Annotated in this window: 13 protein-coding genes and 1 pseudogene; 8 read left to right on the plus strand and 6 right to left on the minus strand. The window is 35.1% G+C overall.

Annotated features, from left to right (window positions below; translation table 11 throughout):
• Positions 1 to 193: 193 nt before the first annotated feature.
• Positions 194 to 1,327 carry a zinc-dependent alcohol dehydrogenase gene (locus FH036_RS01975; protein WP_139895242.1) on the minus strand — a complete coding sequence of 378 codons (1,134 nt, stop codon included), beginning with the start codon at positions 1,325 to 1,327 and terminating at the stop codon, positions 194 to 196.
• A 247-nt stretch (positions 1,328 to 1,574) separates the two neighbouring features.
• Between FH036_RS01975 and sasP the strand changes: the two genes are divergently transcribed.
• Both sasP and FH036_RS01985 read left to right on the plus strand, forming a co-directional pair.
• On the plus strand, positions 1,575 to 1,787 hold the full coding sequence (gene sasP / locus FH036_RS01980) for a small acid-soluble spore protein, SasP family (protein WP_000002842.1): 213 nt from the start codon (positions 1,575 to 1,577) through the stop codon (positions 1,785 to 1,787).
• Between the two features lie 293 nt (positions 1,788 to 2,080).
• The gene (locus FH036_RS01985; RefSeq protein WP_000512126.1) at positions 2,081 to 2,596 is read left to right on the plus strand and encodes a DUF3231 family protein; all 516 of its coding nucleotides are present in this window, start codon (positions 2,081 to 2,083) and stop codon (positions 2,594 to 2,596) included.
• A gap of 35 nt (positions 2,597 to 2,631) precedes the next feature.
• Here FH036_RS01985 and FH036_RS01990 read toward each other — a convergent pair whose 3' ends face one another.
• The 3 genes from FH036_RS01990 to FH036_RS02005 form a co-directional block, all read right to left on the minus strand.
• Positions 2,632 to 3,108: a YndM family protein gene (locus tag FH036_RS01990; protein ID WP_138321703.1), complete on the minus strand. Its 477-nt coding sequence runs from the start codon at positions 3,106 to 3,108 to the stop codon at positions 2,632 to 2,634.
• Positions 3,109 to 3,548: 440 nt separating this feature from the next.
• Positions 3,549 to 4,406, minus strand: a complete 858-nt coding sequence (locus tag FH036_RS02000; protein ID WP_138321705.1) for an MBL fold metallo-hydrolase — start codon at positions 4,404 to 4,406, stop codon at positions 3,549 to 3,551.
• 193 nt (positions 4,407 to 4,599) lie between these two features.
• On the minus strand, positions 4,600 to 5,262 hold the full coding sequence (locus FH036_RS02005) for a DUF1796 family putative cysteine peptidase (protein WP_138321707.1): 663 nt from the start codon (positions 5,260 to 5,262) through the stop codon (positions 4,600 to 4,602).
• 444 nt (positions 5,263 to 5,706) lie between these two features.
• On the opposite strand from FH036_RS02005, the gene ppsA reads away from it, so the two are divergent.
• Positions 5,707 to 8,313, plus strand: a complete 2,607-nt coding sequence (ppsA, locus tag FH036_RS02010; RefSeq protein WP_139895243.1) for a phosphoenolpyruvate synthase — start codon at positions 5,707 to 5,709, stop codon at positions 8,311 to 8,313.
• A 56-nt stretch (positions 8,314 to 8,369) separates the two neighbouring features.
• Here ppsA and FH036_RS02015 read toward each other — a convergent pair whose 3' ends face one another.
• Positions 8,370 to 8,987 carry a TetR/AcrR family transcriptional regulator gene (locus FH036_RS02015; protein ID WP_088299011.1) on the minus strand — a complete coding sequence of 206 codons (618 nt, stop codon included), beginning with the start codon at positions 8,985 to 8,987 and terminating at the stop codon, positions 8,370 to 8,372.
• Positions 8,988 to 9,158: 171 nt separating this feature from the next.
• Here FH036_RS02015 and FH036_RS02020 point away from each other — a divergent pair, with 171 nt between their 5' ends.
• The 5 genes and pseudogenes from FH036_RS02020 to FH036_RS27600 all read left to right on the plus strand — a co-directional run.
• Entirely contained in the window at positions 9,159 to 10,340 is a 1,182-nt protein-coding gene (locus FH036_RS02020) for a YhgE/Pip domain-containing protein (protein ID WP_139895244.1), read from the plus strand.
• Between the two features lie 159 nt (positions 10,341 to 10,499).
• Positions 10,500 to 10,934 carry a ferritin-like domain-containing protein gene (locus FH036_RS02025; RefSeq protein WP_139895245.1) on the plus strand — a complete coding sequence of 145 codons (435 nt, stop codon included), beginning with the start codon at positions 10,500 to 10,502 and terminating at the stop codon, positions 10,932 to 10,934.
• Positions 10,935 to 11,068: 134 nt separating this feature from the next.
• Complete coding sequence (locus FH036_RS02030; RefSeq protein ID WP_000820159.1) at positions 11,069 to 11,530, plus strand: DUF2691 family protein; 462 nt, start codon at positions 11,069 to 11,071, stop codon at positions 11,528 to 11,530.
• A 26-nt stretch (positions 11,531 to 11,556) separates the two neighbouring features.
• Complete coding sequence (locus FH036_RS02035) at positions 11,557 to 12,075, plus strand: GNAT family N-acetyltransferase (protein ID WP_000440840.1); 519 nt, start codon at positions 11,557 to 11,559, stop codon at positions 12,073 to 12,075.
• A gap of 146 nt (positions 12,076 to 12,221) precedes the next feature.
• Positions 12,222 to 12,434 (plus strand): annotated as a pseudogene (locus FH036_RS27600) (aminoglycoside phosphotransferase); the annotation flags it as partial.
• A 51-nt stretch (positions 12,435 to 12,485) separates the two neighbouring features.
• Here FH036_RS27600 and FH036_RS02045 read toward each other — a convergent pair.
• Positions 12,486 to 14,300, minus strand: coding sequence for an S-layer homology domain-containing protein (locus FH036_RS02045; protein ID WP_000848938.1), 1,815 nt, complete (start codon positions 14,298 to 14,300; stop codon positions 12,486 to 12,488).
• Positions 14,301 to 14,370 lie beyond the last annotated feature (70 nt).

Below are 14,370 nucleotides of genomic sequence, written 5' to 3' on the forward strand. Positions count from 1 at the left end.
CCGTTAATTGGTTACTTAATACTTGAATTCATTTTTTTACCAATAAAGTGTTGCATCAAAATGCAAAATCTTTTTGTAATAACTATTTTCGATGTGAGATGAAAGTGGGGGAATAGATACTTAAAATTTAATAAAAAAGATAAGATTACGGAGTGTAATCTTATCTTTGCACTAAGAATAATGAATTGTAGCTTCAAGGTTTCAGAATGACTTTTATACAGTCATCTTCACGATTATTAAAAATTTGATAACCGTAGCTCGCTTCTTCAAGGGGGATTTTGTGTGTAATAATCTCTTTTGGATCAAATTCTTTATTTGTTATTTTTTCAAATAGTTCCGGCATAAAATGAATGACAGGTGCTTGTCCCATTTTAAGGTTAATATTTCTAACCCAAAATGCCCCGAGTGGAAAGGCATTATAATTACCGCCATAAACACCAGTCATTTGAACCGTTCCGTATTTTCTTACGGCTTTCGTAGCAATTTGAATAGGACCGAGGGTACCGCCTTGTAATTTTAATTTTTGTTCCAGAAATTCTAGTGGAGATTTTTTCCCATCCATGCCCACGCAATCAATAACTACATCTGCACCGCCATGCGTGATTTCCTTTAAATGTTCTCCTATATCAGGAAATTTTGTAAACTCAAATACCTCAACATTGTTAATCTTTTTTGCATAATTCATCCGATAATCTAAGTAATCCACTGCAATTACACGTTTAGCACCTTGCATCCAAGCAAATTTTTGTGTCATTAATCCAACAGGTCCACAACCAAGGACGATAACAGTATCACCTGGCTTAACGCCTGCGTTTATTACACTCCAATAGGCTGTTGGTAAAACATCTGATAAAAATAGTAGGGATTCATCTTCAAGTTCGCATGATTCCGGTATAACAAATGGAGTGAAATTTCCAAAAGGAACTTTCAAATATTCAGCTTGTCCACCTGGATGGTTACCAAATTTCTCTGTATAACCAAAGTATCCACCAGAATCATAATGAGGATTGGAGTTATCACATTGACTTTCCATTTCATGTTGGCAATAAAAACAATGTCCACAAGCAACGTTAAAGGGGATCACAACACGGTCTCCTTTTTTTACGTTCGTAACATCTGGACCAACTTCTTCAACAATTCCCATTGGCTCATGACCAATAATGTACCCTGGAGGTAGCGGCATGTTTCCTTGATATAAATGTAAATCAGAACCGCAAATAGCGGTTGAAGTAATTTTTACAATAATATCATCTTTTTTCTCTAACTTTGCATCATCCACCTGTTTCACTTGTACTTGGTTTGGCCCTTGATAGGTTACGGCTTTCATCTCAAATCTCCTTAGGAATCATTTTTTATAATTTATATGTATCTCTTGGCAAAACAGAAATCTTTAGTAAAGAGTAATCAATACATAGTGTTGTTATGAAAGTATGGTATAGCAACTCTTCTTTCTTATGTCTTTTTCCCTATTTTAAGAAGAAACCCAATATTTATACATAATTCAATTTCCATAAAAAGGATACTTATTATTTCATAATTTGTAGCATATTAAAAACATCGGAGGTGAAACGATAATGGCAAACAATAACAGTGGAAGTCGTAATGAATTGTTAGTTCGAGGCGCTGAACAAGCTCTTGATCAAATGAAATATGAAATTGCACAAGAGTTTGGTGTGCAACTTGGTGCAGATACAACAGCTCGTTCAAATGGATCTGTTGGTGGTGAAATTACAAAACGTTTAGTAGCAATGGCTGAACAACAACTTGGTGGTAGAACTAACCGTTAAGTGAATTGACATAAAATATAGTAGATATGTAAATCAATTTCTTTTGTATATGTATAAAAAACAAACCCTTATAGTAAATGAATTTTCACTCAAAGATTATTGATAATCTTCTTTCATAATCTTTGGGTATTTTATTTGTAAACTACTTTCCTAAACAATAAACACGTGGTGTTGGAAAGGTGTTTTCCATGCATAGTAGAAAATCTTTTGCAGGAAAAAGCATACTTAAAAATTTGATTTCAATATTGAAATCGATATTTATTATGATATTTTCGAAAGGGAGGAATTTAAAAATGGGTATATTAAGTGGAAATCCTCAAAATGAGCCGTTACATTACGGAGAAGTATTCGACATTTGGAGTTATCTTCTTGCTGCACAGGGTGCGATTGCAAGTCATCAAGTGTTTATGAATCATACAGGTGATGAAGATTTGAAGAAGTTTTTAGAAAGCTTAATTGAAAATGATATGAATTCGGAAATAGAAGAATTAAAGGCGCTTTTAAAAGTTAATGGGGTTGCTTTACCGCCTGCTCCTCCAGAACGACCAGTTGCATCTATCGAAGACATTCCTCCTGGAGCACGTATTAATGATGCAGAAATTGCAGCAGCTGTTTCTACAGGATTAGCAGCTGGACTTGTCACATGTAGTCAAGTAATGGGAAAATGCCTTCGAGAAGATGTAGGTATGTTATTTGGACAATTTCATATGAAAAAAGCGCAGGCAGGTGTAACGTTGCTACGTTTAAGTAAGAAAAAAGGGTGGGTAGTTCCACCTCCGTTACATGTAAGAAATTCAGATCAAGCGTAATAAACAAAAATAAAAAAGTGGCGTTGGCCACTTTTTTATTTTTTAGATGTATCCTTAAGCTTGGACTTATTTATTGTGGAAGAATCTATATATTCATCTGATATTTCCATAGCATATTTATCATGATGAATATGCTTGTGATTTGTTAATTCATTGTCGTTACGCAATACTAGCCTCTTCATATAAATGTGGAAGAAAATTTCTGTTCCACCAATAATTAAAGCTGCTATAAATGAAGAAAGTCCAATATTACGAGTAGCATCTAAATCAGTAAATAAGGATGTTAGTAACCAAATGCCAAAGAAGCTTAAGCCTAAATCTGCTATTGTAGCAATCATATTTCCGTATTTAGGTAAAATGAAGAGATCTCCAATTAAATAGGCAGCTCCTGTAAGGAAAAGAGAAATTAGTAATACTCTAGGAATTGAAATGCCTTTAAAGATACTAAGTATGATTAGTAATACTGCAGTTATCGCTGTATATTTAATTAATAAAGCAACAATATGTTTCATCATTTTCCTCCATTGTTTAAATTTATAAGGAATAAAGTGGAACTTTAATCAGTGGGGTTTTGTTCATCCCCCACTGATTATCAGCCCTCACCAATCGGACTTTTACGAAGGGTTGATCCCCCACCTGACTTCTTTGCTTCCGCTGAATTTTGAGGTGGGGGTCTTACTGCCCGTTAAAGCGGAATAAAATATTTCATTAAAAATGGGTTATGCTTTTATAGAGCGTAACCCGTTTTAATCATCCTTAAATGGTAAGAAGTACAAGCCGGGTAAGAAGCAGGCTTATACTAGGGATAGTATTTGCGGAATATCGAGCTTTATTCACAAAGGGACGTTCCACTCTTATAATCGAGATGTTGCCTAAGTACAGTATTTTTTTACTAAACTTAATAATTTTTGCAGTTTTAATTCTTTAATATAAAAGCCAAAGTTTCTTGTGCTTAATGTATCTTTTTATCTACATATTTCCCGTAATCGGGTACAGCAATTTTATCAAATTCCTTAACGAGTGTTTTGAGGCTTGTTGATAGCAATTCACCTGACATTGGTATTCCATGTCCTGTAACAGCGGCTAGAGTGTTTAACTTCTCTAGCTTAATAACTGATTCTTTAGCAGCGTTCCAGTCTGTTGTTAAATAACGAGGTGGACCGCTTATTTCCTGTTCCTGAGTAATTACCTTATATAGATATTCTTGCTTCACCGTAACAAAAGCGTCCCCAGCAATTAAAGTTCGGTCTTTTTCTCGGAATAATGAAATATGCCCTGGAGTATGTCCTGGTGTATGAATCCATCTAAACTCTTGCATATGGGGAACAGTTCCATCTGCAGGTAGTACTTTTACGCTATTTCCTAAATCAATCGGTTCATTAGGGAACAGAGGCGACATTTTCGCTACCATACCACCTTCAACTGTTGGATCTGGTTCAGGATAGCTTTGTAGTCCAGTCAGGAAAGGTATTTCCATTTGATGGGCATAGACTGGAATATCCCAATACTTAATGAGTTCAATTATTCCCCCAACATGATCAAAATGCCCGTGAGTTAAAATAATTGCTTTTGGGCGACTATTTGTACCAAATCGCTTCTCAGTGACAGAGATAATTTCATTTGCACATTTAGGCATTCCAGCATCAACTAAAATAAAATCATTGGTATGCGGATGTCCAACAAAACAAATGTTGACGATTTGAATCGTGTAACAAAATAAATCAGGCAATACTTCGAGGCCATGACCACTTTCAATTGAAGTTGCCGGAATAAACTTATAATCACTTCCATAATTCATTTCATTGTCCAATTTTTCTCCCCCTTAATTTATTCCAATATGACATTATAGTTCCCTAATTTTGAAAATCCATTTTGGAGCATTTGAGAAAAGAATGAGTGGGGGATTACAAAAAACAATAACTTAGTCTTAGAATTAAGGGGGAGATATGTCAATTTATATAAAATGTAAACAAAGAATATTGATTTTAAAGTCGTAGTTTATATTATTTTTTTGAGTTTAAGTGTATATCTTTTAAGAGGACATACCAAGTTCTTTTGTTTTGATAATTACTTGAAACTTGAACGGGAAAAACATGATCAAGCGCCCATTCTAATTTGTTTATTTCATTTTCAAATCCTGTTGGATAGAGTAAAAGGATCTTAAAATTATTTTTAACAATATTTGATAAAACGGTTTGTAATTCAAGCGCTTCAGTCAAGCTTCCGCCCCATCTAACAAATAAAATGGATTGTGAATTATGCATTCTTTCGTAAAGGTTATCAATTCTTTGATCTAATTTTTGTTTGAAATCATGGTATGTGATGAACCAATCTTCATTCGGAATAACAGGGAAATCATGATAAGATGTTACGTTATATTTTGTATCTTTTATAATATGAGAAAAAACAGGTTGTATCACGCCATCATTAAACACAATATTTTGCTCCGGCATTGCTTGCATGTTTTTTAAATCCATAAAGTCTACGAAATTATTTTTCAATAATGTGTTGATAGAAGAAAGATTCGGTGATACAAACCAATCTAGAGGACCTGAATATTTCCGCAGATTATATTTTTTTAGATGAATAGCAGTATAACAATTTTCCCCTAAACTAATAACATCATCATACATTCCTTGAAGCTTTTTCATTTCCAATACAATCATCCTTTTTTAGAAAAATTAGAAGGTATATATAAATTCTAAAAAGCGTTATTATGACACAAAATATGCTTTTGAAAAATAGGAGAACGGGTTAATTATAAATAATATATGTATGTATAAAACCTCCTGTGAAAAGGCTCACAGGAGGTTAAACTAAGGCGTATTTTGAGTTATGTACCATTTGTTGAGATAAGAATTGTGTGATAATTCATGGCGTTTCTATAATAAAAGGAGAAAACAGAAATACATTGAAGTTAGTTGTGAACAAATTGTAATTTAAAATTGAGAGGAAATAAGAAGCTCTAGTTGCTTCATTATGCAACTAGGGCATTATTTAATCTCTCCCTAACTTAATTATATCATGTAAATCAAATTCGAAATAGACTGTTTCTTCTCATTTACTCCTGCTACAATCAAGAACACATGCATAGTAAGGAGAGATGTTATATGAGTTCTTTCGTTCTCGATTTTCAGGAAATAGAAAAGGGGCAGCTTTCACTCGTCGGCGGAAAAGGTTTGAATTTAGGGGAGTTATCTAACATTCAAGGTATACAGGTGCCAGAAGGATTTTGTGTGACAACGGTAGGATATGAAAAAGCCATCGAGCAAAATGAAGAGCTTCAAACTTTGTTGCAGCAGCTGACCAAGTTGAAACTTGAAGACCGAGCTCAAATTGGTGAAATGAGTAAGGAAATTAGAGAAGTCATTATGGCAGTACAAATCCCTTCTGATGTAGTGGAAGCGGTAGCTCATTATCTCTCACGTTTTGGAAATAAACATGCGTATGCCGTGCGTTCTAGTGCGACGGCTGAAGATTTACCGTATGCCTCGTTTGCAGGTCAACAAGATACGTATTTAAATATTATCGGAAAAGAAGCGATTTTACAGCATGTAAGAAAGTGCTGGGCGTCTTTATTTACAGAGAGAGCCGTTATGTACCGCATGCAAAATGGTTTTGAACATAATCAAGTTTCTATATGTATTGTCGTTCAAAAAATGGTTTTCCCTGAGGCTTCGGGAATTTTATTTACGGCTGATCCGGTTACTTCTAACCGAAAGGTGCTATCAATTGATGCCAGTTTTGGACTTGGTGAGGCGTTAGTATCAGGACTGGTCTCTGCCGATAATTATAAAGTAAAAGAAGGTAAAATTACTGAAACGATGATAGCGACTAAAAAATTAGCTATTTATGCTGTAAAAGAGGGCGGAACAGAGACGAAACAGATTAATTCGGCTCAGCAAAAGATTCAAACATTGTCTGAACAACAAATATTACAACTAGAACGGATCGGAAGACAGATAGAAGCTTATTTTGGCTGTCCGCAAGATATTGAATGGTGTTTAGCCCGTAATACAGTTTATATTGTTCAAAGCAGGCCGATAACGACTTTATATCCAATTCCGGCAGAAAATGATGGGGAAAATCATGTATATATATCAGTTGGTCACCAACAAATGATGACCGATGCGATGAAACCATTAGGGTTATCTTTTTTCCTGTTAACGACAAGTGCCCCAATGCGTAAAGCGGGAGGACGGCTGTTTGTTGATGCTACGCAACAATTAGCTTCACCTGCTAGCAGAGATTATTTAATAAATACTTTAGGAAAATCAGATCCACTCGTAAGAGATGCATTAACGACTATAATCGAGCGAGATAATTTTATTACATTGTTGCCGGATGATGAAAAAGAAAAGAGTGTTGGTAAAGGTGTGCCACCTGTAAGCACGCAACCAGAAATCGAAAATGATCCAGCAATCGTTACGGAATTAATAAAGAATAGTGAAGCATCACTTGAAGAGTTAAAACAAAATATGCAACTGAAATCAGGAGTGGACGTACTTGATTTTATTTTGGAAGATATTCAGCAATTAAAAAAAGTATTATTTAACCCGCAAAGTATCGCTGTCATTATGGCAGGTATGAATGCTTCAACATGGATAAATGAAAAAATGGAGCAATGGCTGGGCGAAAAGAATGCAGCGGACACCCTTTCTCAATCGGTGCAAAATAATATTACGTCGGAAATGGGTTTAGCATTAATGGATGTCGCTGATGTGATTCGGCCGTATCAAGAAGTTATTACGTATTTACAACATGTAGAAGATGATAGCTTTTTAAATGAACTAGTTCAGTTTAAAGGTGGAGAAGAAGCCCGAGATGCGATTCTAACTTTTCTAAATAAATACGGAATGAGATGTAGCGGAGAAATAGATATTACGAAAACCCGCTGGAGTGAAAAGCCAACTACAATTATCCCGATAATTTTAAATAATATAAGAGATTTTGAATATGGTGCGAGTAAGCGGAAATTTGAAGAGGGACTGCAAGAAGCTTTGAAAAAAGAAGAAGAGTTAATAGAGCGATTACAGCACTTACCGGATAGGAAACAAAAAGTAGAAGAGACGAAGCAAATGATTCGTAATATCCGTAATTTTATCGGTTACCGTGAATATCCGAAATACGGCATGATTAATCGTTATTTCATATATAAGCAGGCGTTACTGAAAGAAGCTGAGCAACTTGTGCAGAGCGGTGTCATTCATGAAGTTGATGATATATACTATTTAACTTTTGAAGAGCTTCACGAAGTTGTTCGCACGAAGAAACTAAATTATGAGCTTATTCATAAACAAAAAAATGATTATAAATTATATGAAAAACTAACGCCTCCTCGTATAATGACGTCTGATGGAGAAATCATTACAGGTAAATATAAACGAGAAAACCTCCCAGCTGACGCGATTGCAGGTCTGCCTGTTTCTTCTGGAGTAGTTGAGGGGAGAGCTCGCGTTATTTTAAACATGGAAGAAGCGAATTTAGAAGAGGGAGATATATTAGTTACGGCTTTTACTGACCCTGGCTGGACACCATTATTTGTATCTATAAAAGGATTAGTCACTGAAGTCGGCGGACTTATGACGCATGGAGCAGTTATTGCACGTGAATATGGATTACCGGCAGTTGTTGGGGTAGAGAACGCTACGAAATTAATAAAAGATGGGCAACGAATACGGGTACATGGAACAGAAGGGTATATTGAAGTGTTGTAATGAAGTAAAAGATCATCCGCTATAAATAGTGGATGATCTTTTTATTTTGCAATAACTCACTTCTTTAAGCCAGCTGCATAAAAAGGTCCATGAACTGCGATTGTTGATAAAATACGAGCAATTTCCTCAGGTGTTTCTTTTTGGCCACTATTTAACCATTGCTGAATGACACCAATATGAGCAGATGCCATATAAGAAGCTAAATATTGGCTTGGGACAAGTAAGTTATCCTTATTAATGAGGGCACCGTTCGTATCTTCAAATAATGTTTTCCACATAAAGTCTTTCAGTTTTGTTTGGAAAGATAAATCTCCTTTTGGGCTTAATACAGCTTTCATAAAATCACTATTTTCATTTAGAAATTCAAGAATAGAAGTGATAAGTAGAAACGGCATTGTTGGAGAAGGATTCGATCCGAGATCCGCAATCACTTCTGGGAATCTCTTTTTTGCAATGTTAGAAAACTCATACATAATGTCTTCTTGGCATTTTGTCATTAAATCAAATTTATCTTGATAGTGCGCATAGAAAGTACCGCGATTAATGTTTGCTTTCGTTGTAATATCTTTCACTGTAATGGCGTCAAAACCTTTTTCTTCAATTAATTCCACCAATGCATTTCGTATGGCAGTTTTCGTACGAACAACACGTAAATCTAAATTACTATCGCGCAAAGCATGTCCCTCCTTCATTTTAGCCAACACATTTTAAGAAAGTGTCTTATAACCGACACATTCACGATTTTTGATTATTGTATAAGGTTCAACTCGAACATATAATTCAAAATATAAATAAACAACACGTTGTTGGTTATTATAAATCAAATGTAAGGAGGAGAAAAGAAAATGTTTAAAAATAAACTTTTATTGTTATCACCAGTTGTTGCACTACTTGTAGTTTTTATTTTTTCATTAACATTATTTCCAACCGTTCAACCTAATCCGAAAAATTTGCCAATCGCAATTGTAAATGAGGATCAAGGAGTAGAAATTCCAAATCAACCGAAAATGAACATGGGGCAAACAATCGTTGATAATATGAAAAAGACATCAAAATCAGAGAAAGAATCTGCGATAAAGTGGATAGAAGTAAAAAATAAGGAATCCGTACAAAAAGGTTTAAATAAACAAGAGTATTATGCAGCATTAGTCATTCCGAAAGACTTTAGCGCAAAACAAGCATCATTACGAACACCACAGCCATCTTCGCCAGAAGTAGAAATATTCATCAATCAAGGAATGAATACAGCAGCATCAACTATGGCAGGACAAATGTTACATGCGATCGTTGATAATATGAACAATACTGTTCGTACACAAATATTAGAAGGATTAAAAGCAAAAGGGGCTACATTAACAGCAGATCAAGTTTCAAATGTAGTAACACCGATTATAAAGAAAGTGACAAATGTAAATGAAACCGGAAAAAATAGTGCGAATGGTAACTCACCAATTTCTTTATTCCAACCGTTATGGATTGCAAGTTTAGCGAGCGCAGCGCTTATCTTTATCGCAATAACTAAAATGCCGGTAGGTACAAGAAAAGAAAACATTGTAGTAAAACTAAAGCAAATTGTAACAGGCGCAATTGCCGCACTTGTTATTGGGTTCGGTCTTACGTGGATTGCGGATAGCATGGTAGGACTAAATATTTCAAACTTCACTGATACGGCACTGTTTTTATCTATTACATCCTTTAGTTTCTTCTTAATGATATCGGCCGTACTTTCATTAATTGGATTAAAGGGAATCGGTGTATTCGCACTCTTACTATTCTTCGGGGCACCGTTATTATCATTAGCACCTGAAATGTTGTCGCCATTTTACCAAGACTGGGTGTATATATGGTTGCCGATGCGATTTATGATTGAAGGACTTAGAGAAATATTCTTCTTCGGAAAAGGGTTAAGCTGGAGTACACCCCTTACTGTGCTTGTGTGGATTGGTGCGGTAAGTATGGTTATTATTTTAGTAACTGCTTTCAAACGTAGTGTAGTAAAGGAACATAAAGCGGAAGTAACTGCATAAAAGATAAGAACGTTTCACTAGGAGTGAAGCGTTTTTATCTTTTATTAACTTATAGGTTAAAGGGAATAGAAGAGTTTGGATTTGCGGTTCCTTATTTAATACATGCTCCTGCTATTTCAAATTGCATAAAATGTTATGCGAAATAATGGAGGGGATACGATGTATAATTCGAATGATTATGATTGGTATAGGCAAAATGATAAGCTGATTCGTGATATTGAGAAAGCAATTAACGGAGAGTTTAGTGCTATAAATTGCTATGCAAAATTAGCTAACATGGCCCCAAATGCGGCGGAACGAAATCAAATTCTTGAAATTCGTAACGATGAAATAAAGCATTTTCATCAGTTTGTACAAATCTATACAAATGTAACTGGTCAGCAGCCGAAACCAAAAATTACGGAAGAATGTCCAAATACGTACTTACAAGGATTAGAATTCGCTATACAAGATGAACAGAAGACAGTGGATTTTTATTTGGAAATTGCAGATGAGACATCAGATACACATTTGAAAGAGTTACTGCGTAGAATAGCTGCCGATGAACAAAATCATGCGGTGTGGTTTTTATATTATTTTGTGAAGACGAAGTGAATGCTTAAGGAATTAAAACCGTTTCACTAGTAGTGGGACGGTTTTTGTGATGAAATACAAGTTATATATAGTAGCTGAATTTCGTATATAATGTATGAAACAAAAATGGAAACAAATATGTTAGGAGTAAACATATGAAAAGAGGAATCTTTGTAGAAATTCCAAATGAATATAATAATTTACTTTGGAAAGTATTAAAGCCAATTCATATTCCTTCATATGATTGGTGGGTAGGGAGTGAGGAGTCATACTTAGTAGCACGTGGTGGATTGGATGAAGCGTTATTTCCAGAAGAACCAAGTGTAATGGAAGGATCGGATTTGAACAGGTTATTTAAAAACAACGTATATTATCTTATTTTTGCAGATTTAAAAGCATATCTCAAAGGAGAAATAGTACTAGATATTGAAACATATGAAGAGTTTATGGAAAGTAAGTGTGAGATAGTCGTATTAGTAGCAGATGGCGATTACATACAAATTTATGCGAAAGATCAAAAAGTGATTGAATTGATGTATGAAAATGCACTCAATCAAGGTTTTTATGTTGAATATGTTACAGACGAAAATGATGGTAGAACACGTTTGTCAGTATAGTAGTAAATTGAAAGGGGAACGGCAGTATGGAGAGAAACACCATAACGAAAGAATACACAATTCGAACCGCTACTGAAGAGGAAAGTGATAACATTATCACTCTATTAAAAGAGGTAGCGCAGTGGCTACAACATAAAGAAGTAGATCAGTGGCAGTATCTGTTAGGCGGAGAGGCTACGGCTGAAATACTAGAAGGTATAAGAGAGAAATATACATATGTGGTTACGAAAGAAGATGAAATTATCGGTACAGTTACAGTATCTCCTAAACAAAATGAATGGGATGAATATATTTTTGGTAAAGAGGAAGTTTCAAATTCATTATATATTCATAGATTTGCGGTGAACCGGAAGTATAAGGGGAACGAAATCGGAGAATGGATGTTACGGTGGATAGAAGAGAATATACAACATGACAAAGAGTTTTTAAAACTAGATTGTGTAGGGCATAATCGCATATTGAATGATTTTTATAAGAGCAATGGTTTTGAATATGTTGGCAGTACAGATGGATTTAGTAAGTTTCAAAAGAAAAGGGGAGAGTAAATGAATCAAATTGATACTGGTTTAGTTAAAAGATTAATAGGGGGAACAGTTTCCTGAATGGACACATTTAGAGGTGAAACCTGTAAAGTTTAGTGGGCATGATAACAGAACATTTCACTTAGGGGATGAGTGTAAGATTGCCAAGTGATGCAGCGATGTCATGGACGTTTTTTGATAAAAGTAGTAGAAAGATATGTAAAGAAGTACTACAAATAGATGAAGAAACGTGGAATAGAGCGAGAGGATGGGCACTTTGGAAGGCGTTAATTACATATGATGCGAATAAGAGTAGTAATAAGATAGTGGCAGAAGAATCGTATCGTGTCATTCAAGTAATTGTGGATGATTATGGACAGTAATAGAAAAAGCCTATTTTGAATCATACAATCAAAATAGGCTTTTTTATATGATTAATCGATACTTAAAGCTTTTTTACCCATTTGATTATAACTGTGCTCAAATCGGGATTTTACCATTGGCTGGTCTTTTTTACCGTCTAGTGGGTCATTATAATAAATGTTACGATCATCTACACCAGTTATGATAATAGTATGTGCATTTCTGTATCCATTTACGGTTTTTCCTTGAGGTGTTTTCCAAGTTTGTTCTAGTTGTGGAGCAGTTATTTTGTTTCCTACCCACGCTACAACTGGTTTACCATTACGTACATAGCTTTCTAATACAGAGAAATCCTGTCCTGTTAAATCTGTACCTCTTGCATGTTTATCAAGTAATTGTTTCAATGGTGCCGGGTTAATAGAGTAACCCAATCTTTTTCCTGTTACGTCACCAACGAATCCGATGTCTGGATCACCCCAAACTGTAATTTTTCCGCCTTCTTCCATCTGATATCTCGTTGTATCAAATGGCATTTGATTAGCAAAGTCTACTTTATTTAATGAACGTCCTGTATAGTATTCTAAAAGCATTTGTAGTGAAACAACTGCACTTCCTTTTTGTAGTTCGGGCAATTGATTAATGGCAGGAACATTTAAGAGGAGCTTTGGACGTAAGAGATAAGACATGTTTATCCATTTTGGTCCTTTATCTGTACGAATTTGTACCCATCCGTCATCTCCCATAGCTAATTCTTCGATGCCGCCTTGTGGAGCATACTTTCCAGATATTTTAGAAGAAAAATTAGGGCTATCGTAAGCGAAAAATGTTCGTGGTATGTATGTTAGTTCTTTTCCTTCACCCTCTTTTAAATATGGATTCATCCATTGAAGCCCTTCGCTGGTGCGAATTTTTAACCAGATGCTATTTTCTTCAACAACTGTTACAGTTTGAGGGGGATATTTACCAACCACGTATCCTGTTCTTGACGGTCTATCAAAGGTAACAAAGTTTTTATCAATGTATACTTGTTTCTCTTTTAATGGTGTCCACTTTAACCCATGATCCGTAGCAATTTTAATCCATCCATTTTCAGATTCATCGAATACAGTAACGGTTTGTGGTGCATATTCAGCAAGTATACCTGAATGAAGAGAGGTTTCAGGATAAATAAAATAATGTTGTTTCATAGTAACTTGCTTTAATTTAATTTCTTTATCTTTCGATTGGTCTGTGCGAGCAACTAAACTTGCAGCTTCTGCACGGGTAATCGTGTTATCTGGATACCAATGACTACCACCATAGCCCAGTGAAATACCAAGAGCAACAAGAAGATTAGCCGATTTTTCACTCCAATGTCCTTTTAAATCTCGGAATACAGTAGGTAGTTTTTCAGTGGCTTTTTTGTCTAAGTTATATGCATGAACAAGCATAGAGGCCATAGCAGCTCTCGTTAGCTTTCCAGAAGGTTCGAAATTTCCATTCCCGACGCCTTTAATAATCCCAGCTTTTTCAACTGCAGCAATATAAGGAGTAGCCCAATGTTTTTGGGAATCTTTAAATGATGGCTTTGCTGAAGCGTCTATTTGTAAGTTTAATATTTTTGCCATGATAATTGCGGCAGAAGCTCTATCAATTTCAAGATTAGGTCCAAATGTACCGTCTGGTAAGCCAGATAAGACTTTTTTCTTTACTAAATAATCAACGGACGGCTTTGCCCAGCCAATAACATCAGGAAATTGATAGTAGTAATCGTCTTCGTCTTCGTAATTCTCCAATTGCGCATTATTTTTTTGTGTTACAGTTTCACTCACAGCGAAAGAACTAGATGGAGCGATGATAGCACCAAATAGCAACGCACTTGCCATAGTTATTTTTATTGTTTTCAAATTTCCATTCTCCTTCTATTTTTATGTAGGTTAATTTAAAGAGTAAATTGAAAAAAGAAATAATTTAGTT

The sequence above is a fragment of the Bacillus sp. CD3-5 genome, assembly GCF_006349665.1.
In the GTDB taxonomy this organism is placed as follows: domain Bacteria; phylum Bacillota; class Bacilli; order Bacillales; family Bacillaceae_G; genus Bacillus_A; species Bacillus_A paranthracis.

Bases quoted from the DNA above. Each gene is read 5' to 3' on its own strand.
- FH036_RS01975 (WP_139895242.1), bottom strand. From the start codon at position 1,327: ATGAAAGCCGTAACCTATCAAGGGCCAAACCAAGTACAAGTGAAACAG.
- sasP (WP_000002842.1), top strand. From the start codon at position 1,575: ATGGCAAACAATAACAGTGGAAGTCGTAATGAATTGTTAGTTCGAGGC.
- FH036_RS01985 (WP_000512126.1), top strand. From the start codon at position 2,081: ATGGGTATATTAAGTGGAAATCCTCAAAATGAGCCGTTACATTACGGA.
- FH036_RS01990 (WP_138321703.1), bottom strand. From the start codon at position 3,108: ATGAAACATATTGTTGCTTTATTAATTAAATATACAGCGATAACTGCA.
- FH036_RS02005 (WP_138321707.1), bottom strand. From the start codon at position 5,262: ATGATTGTATTGGAAATGAAAAAGCTTCAAGGAATGTATGATGATGTT.
- ppsA (WP_139895243.1), top strand. From the start codon at position 5,707: ATGAGTTCTTTCGTTCTCGATTTTCAGGAAATAGAAAAGGGGCAGCTT.
- FH036_RS02020 (WP_139895244.1), top strand. From the start codon at position 9,159: ATGTTTAAAAATAAACTTTTATTGTTATCACCAGTTGTTGCACTACTT.
- FH036_RS02025 (WP_139895245.1), top strand. From the start codon at position 10,500: ATGTATAATTCGAATGATTATGATTGGTATAGGCAAAATGATAAGCTG.
- FH036_RS02030 (WP_000820159.1), top strand. From the start codon at position 11,069: ATGAAAAGAGGAATCTTTGTAGAAATTCCAAATGAATATAATAATTTA.
- FH036_RS02035 (WP_000440840.1), top strand. From the start codon at position 11,557: ATGGAGAGAAACACCATAACGAAAGAATACACAATTCGAACCGCTACT.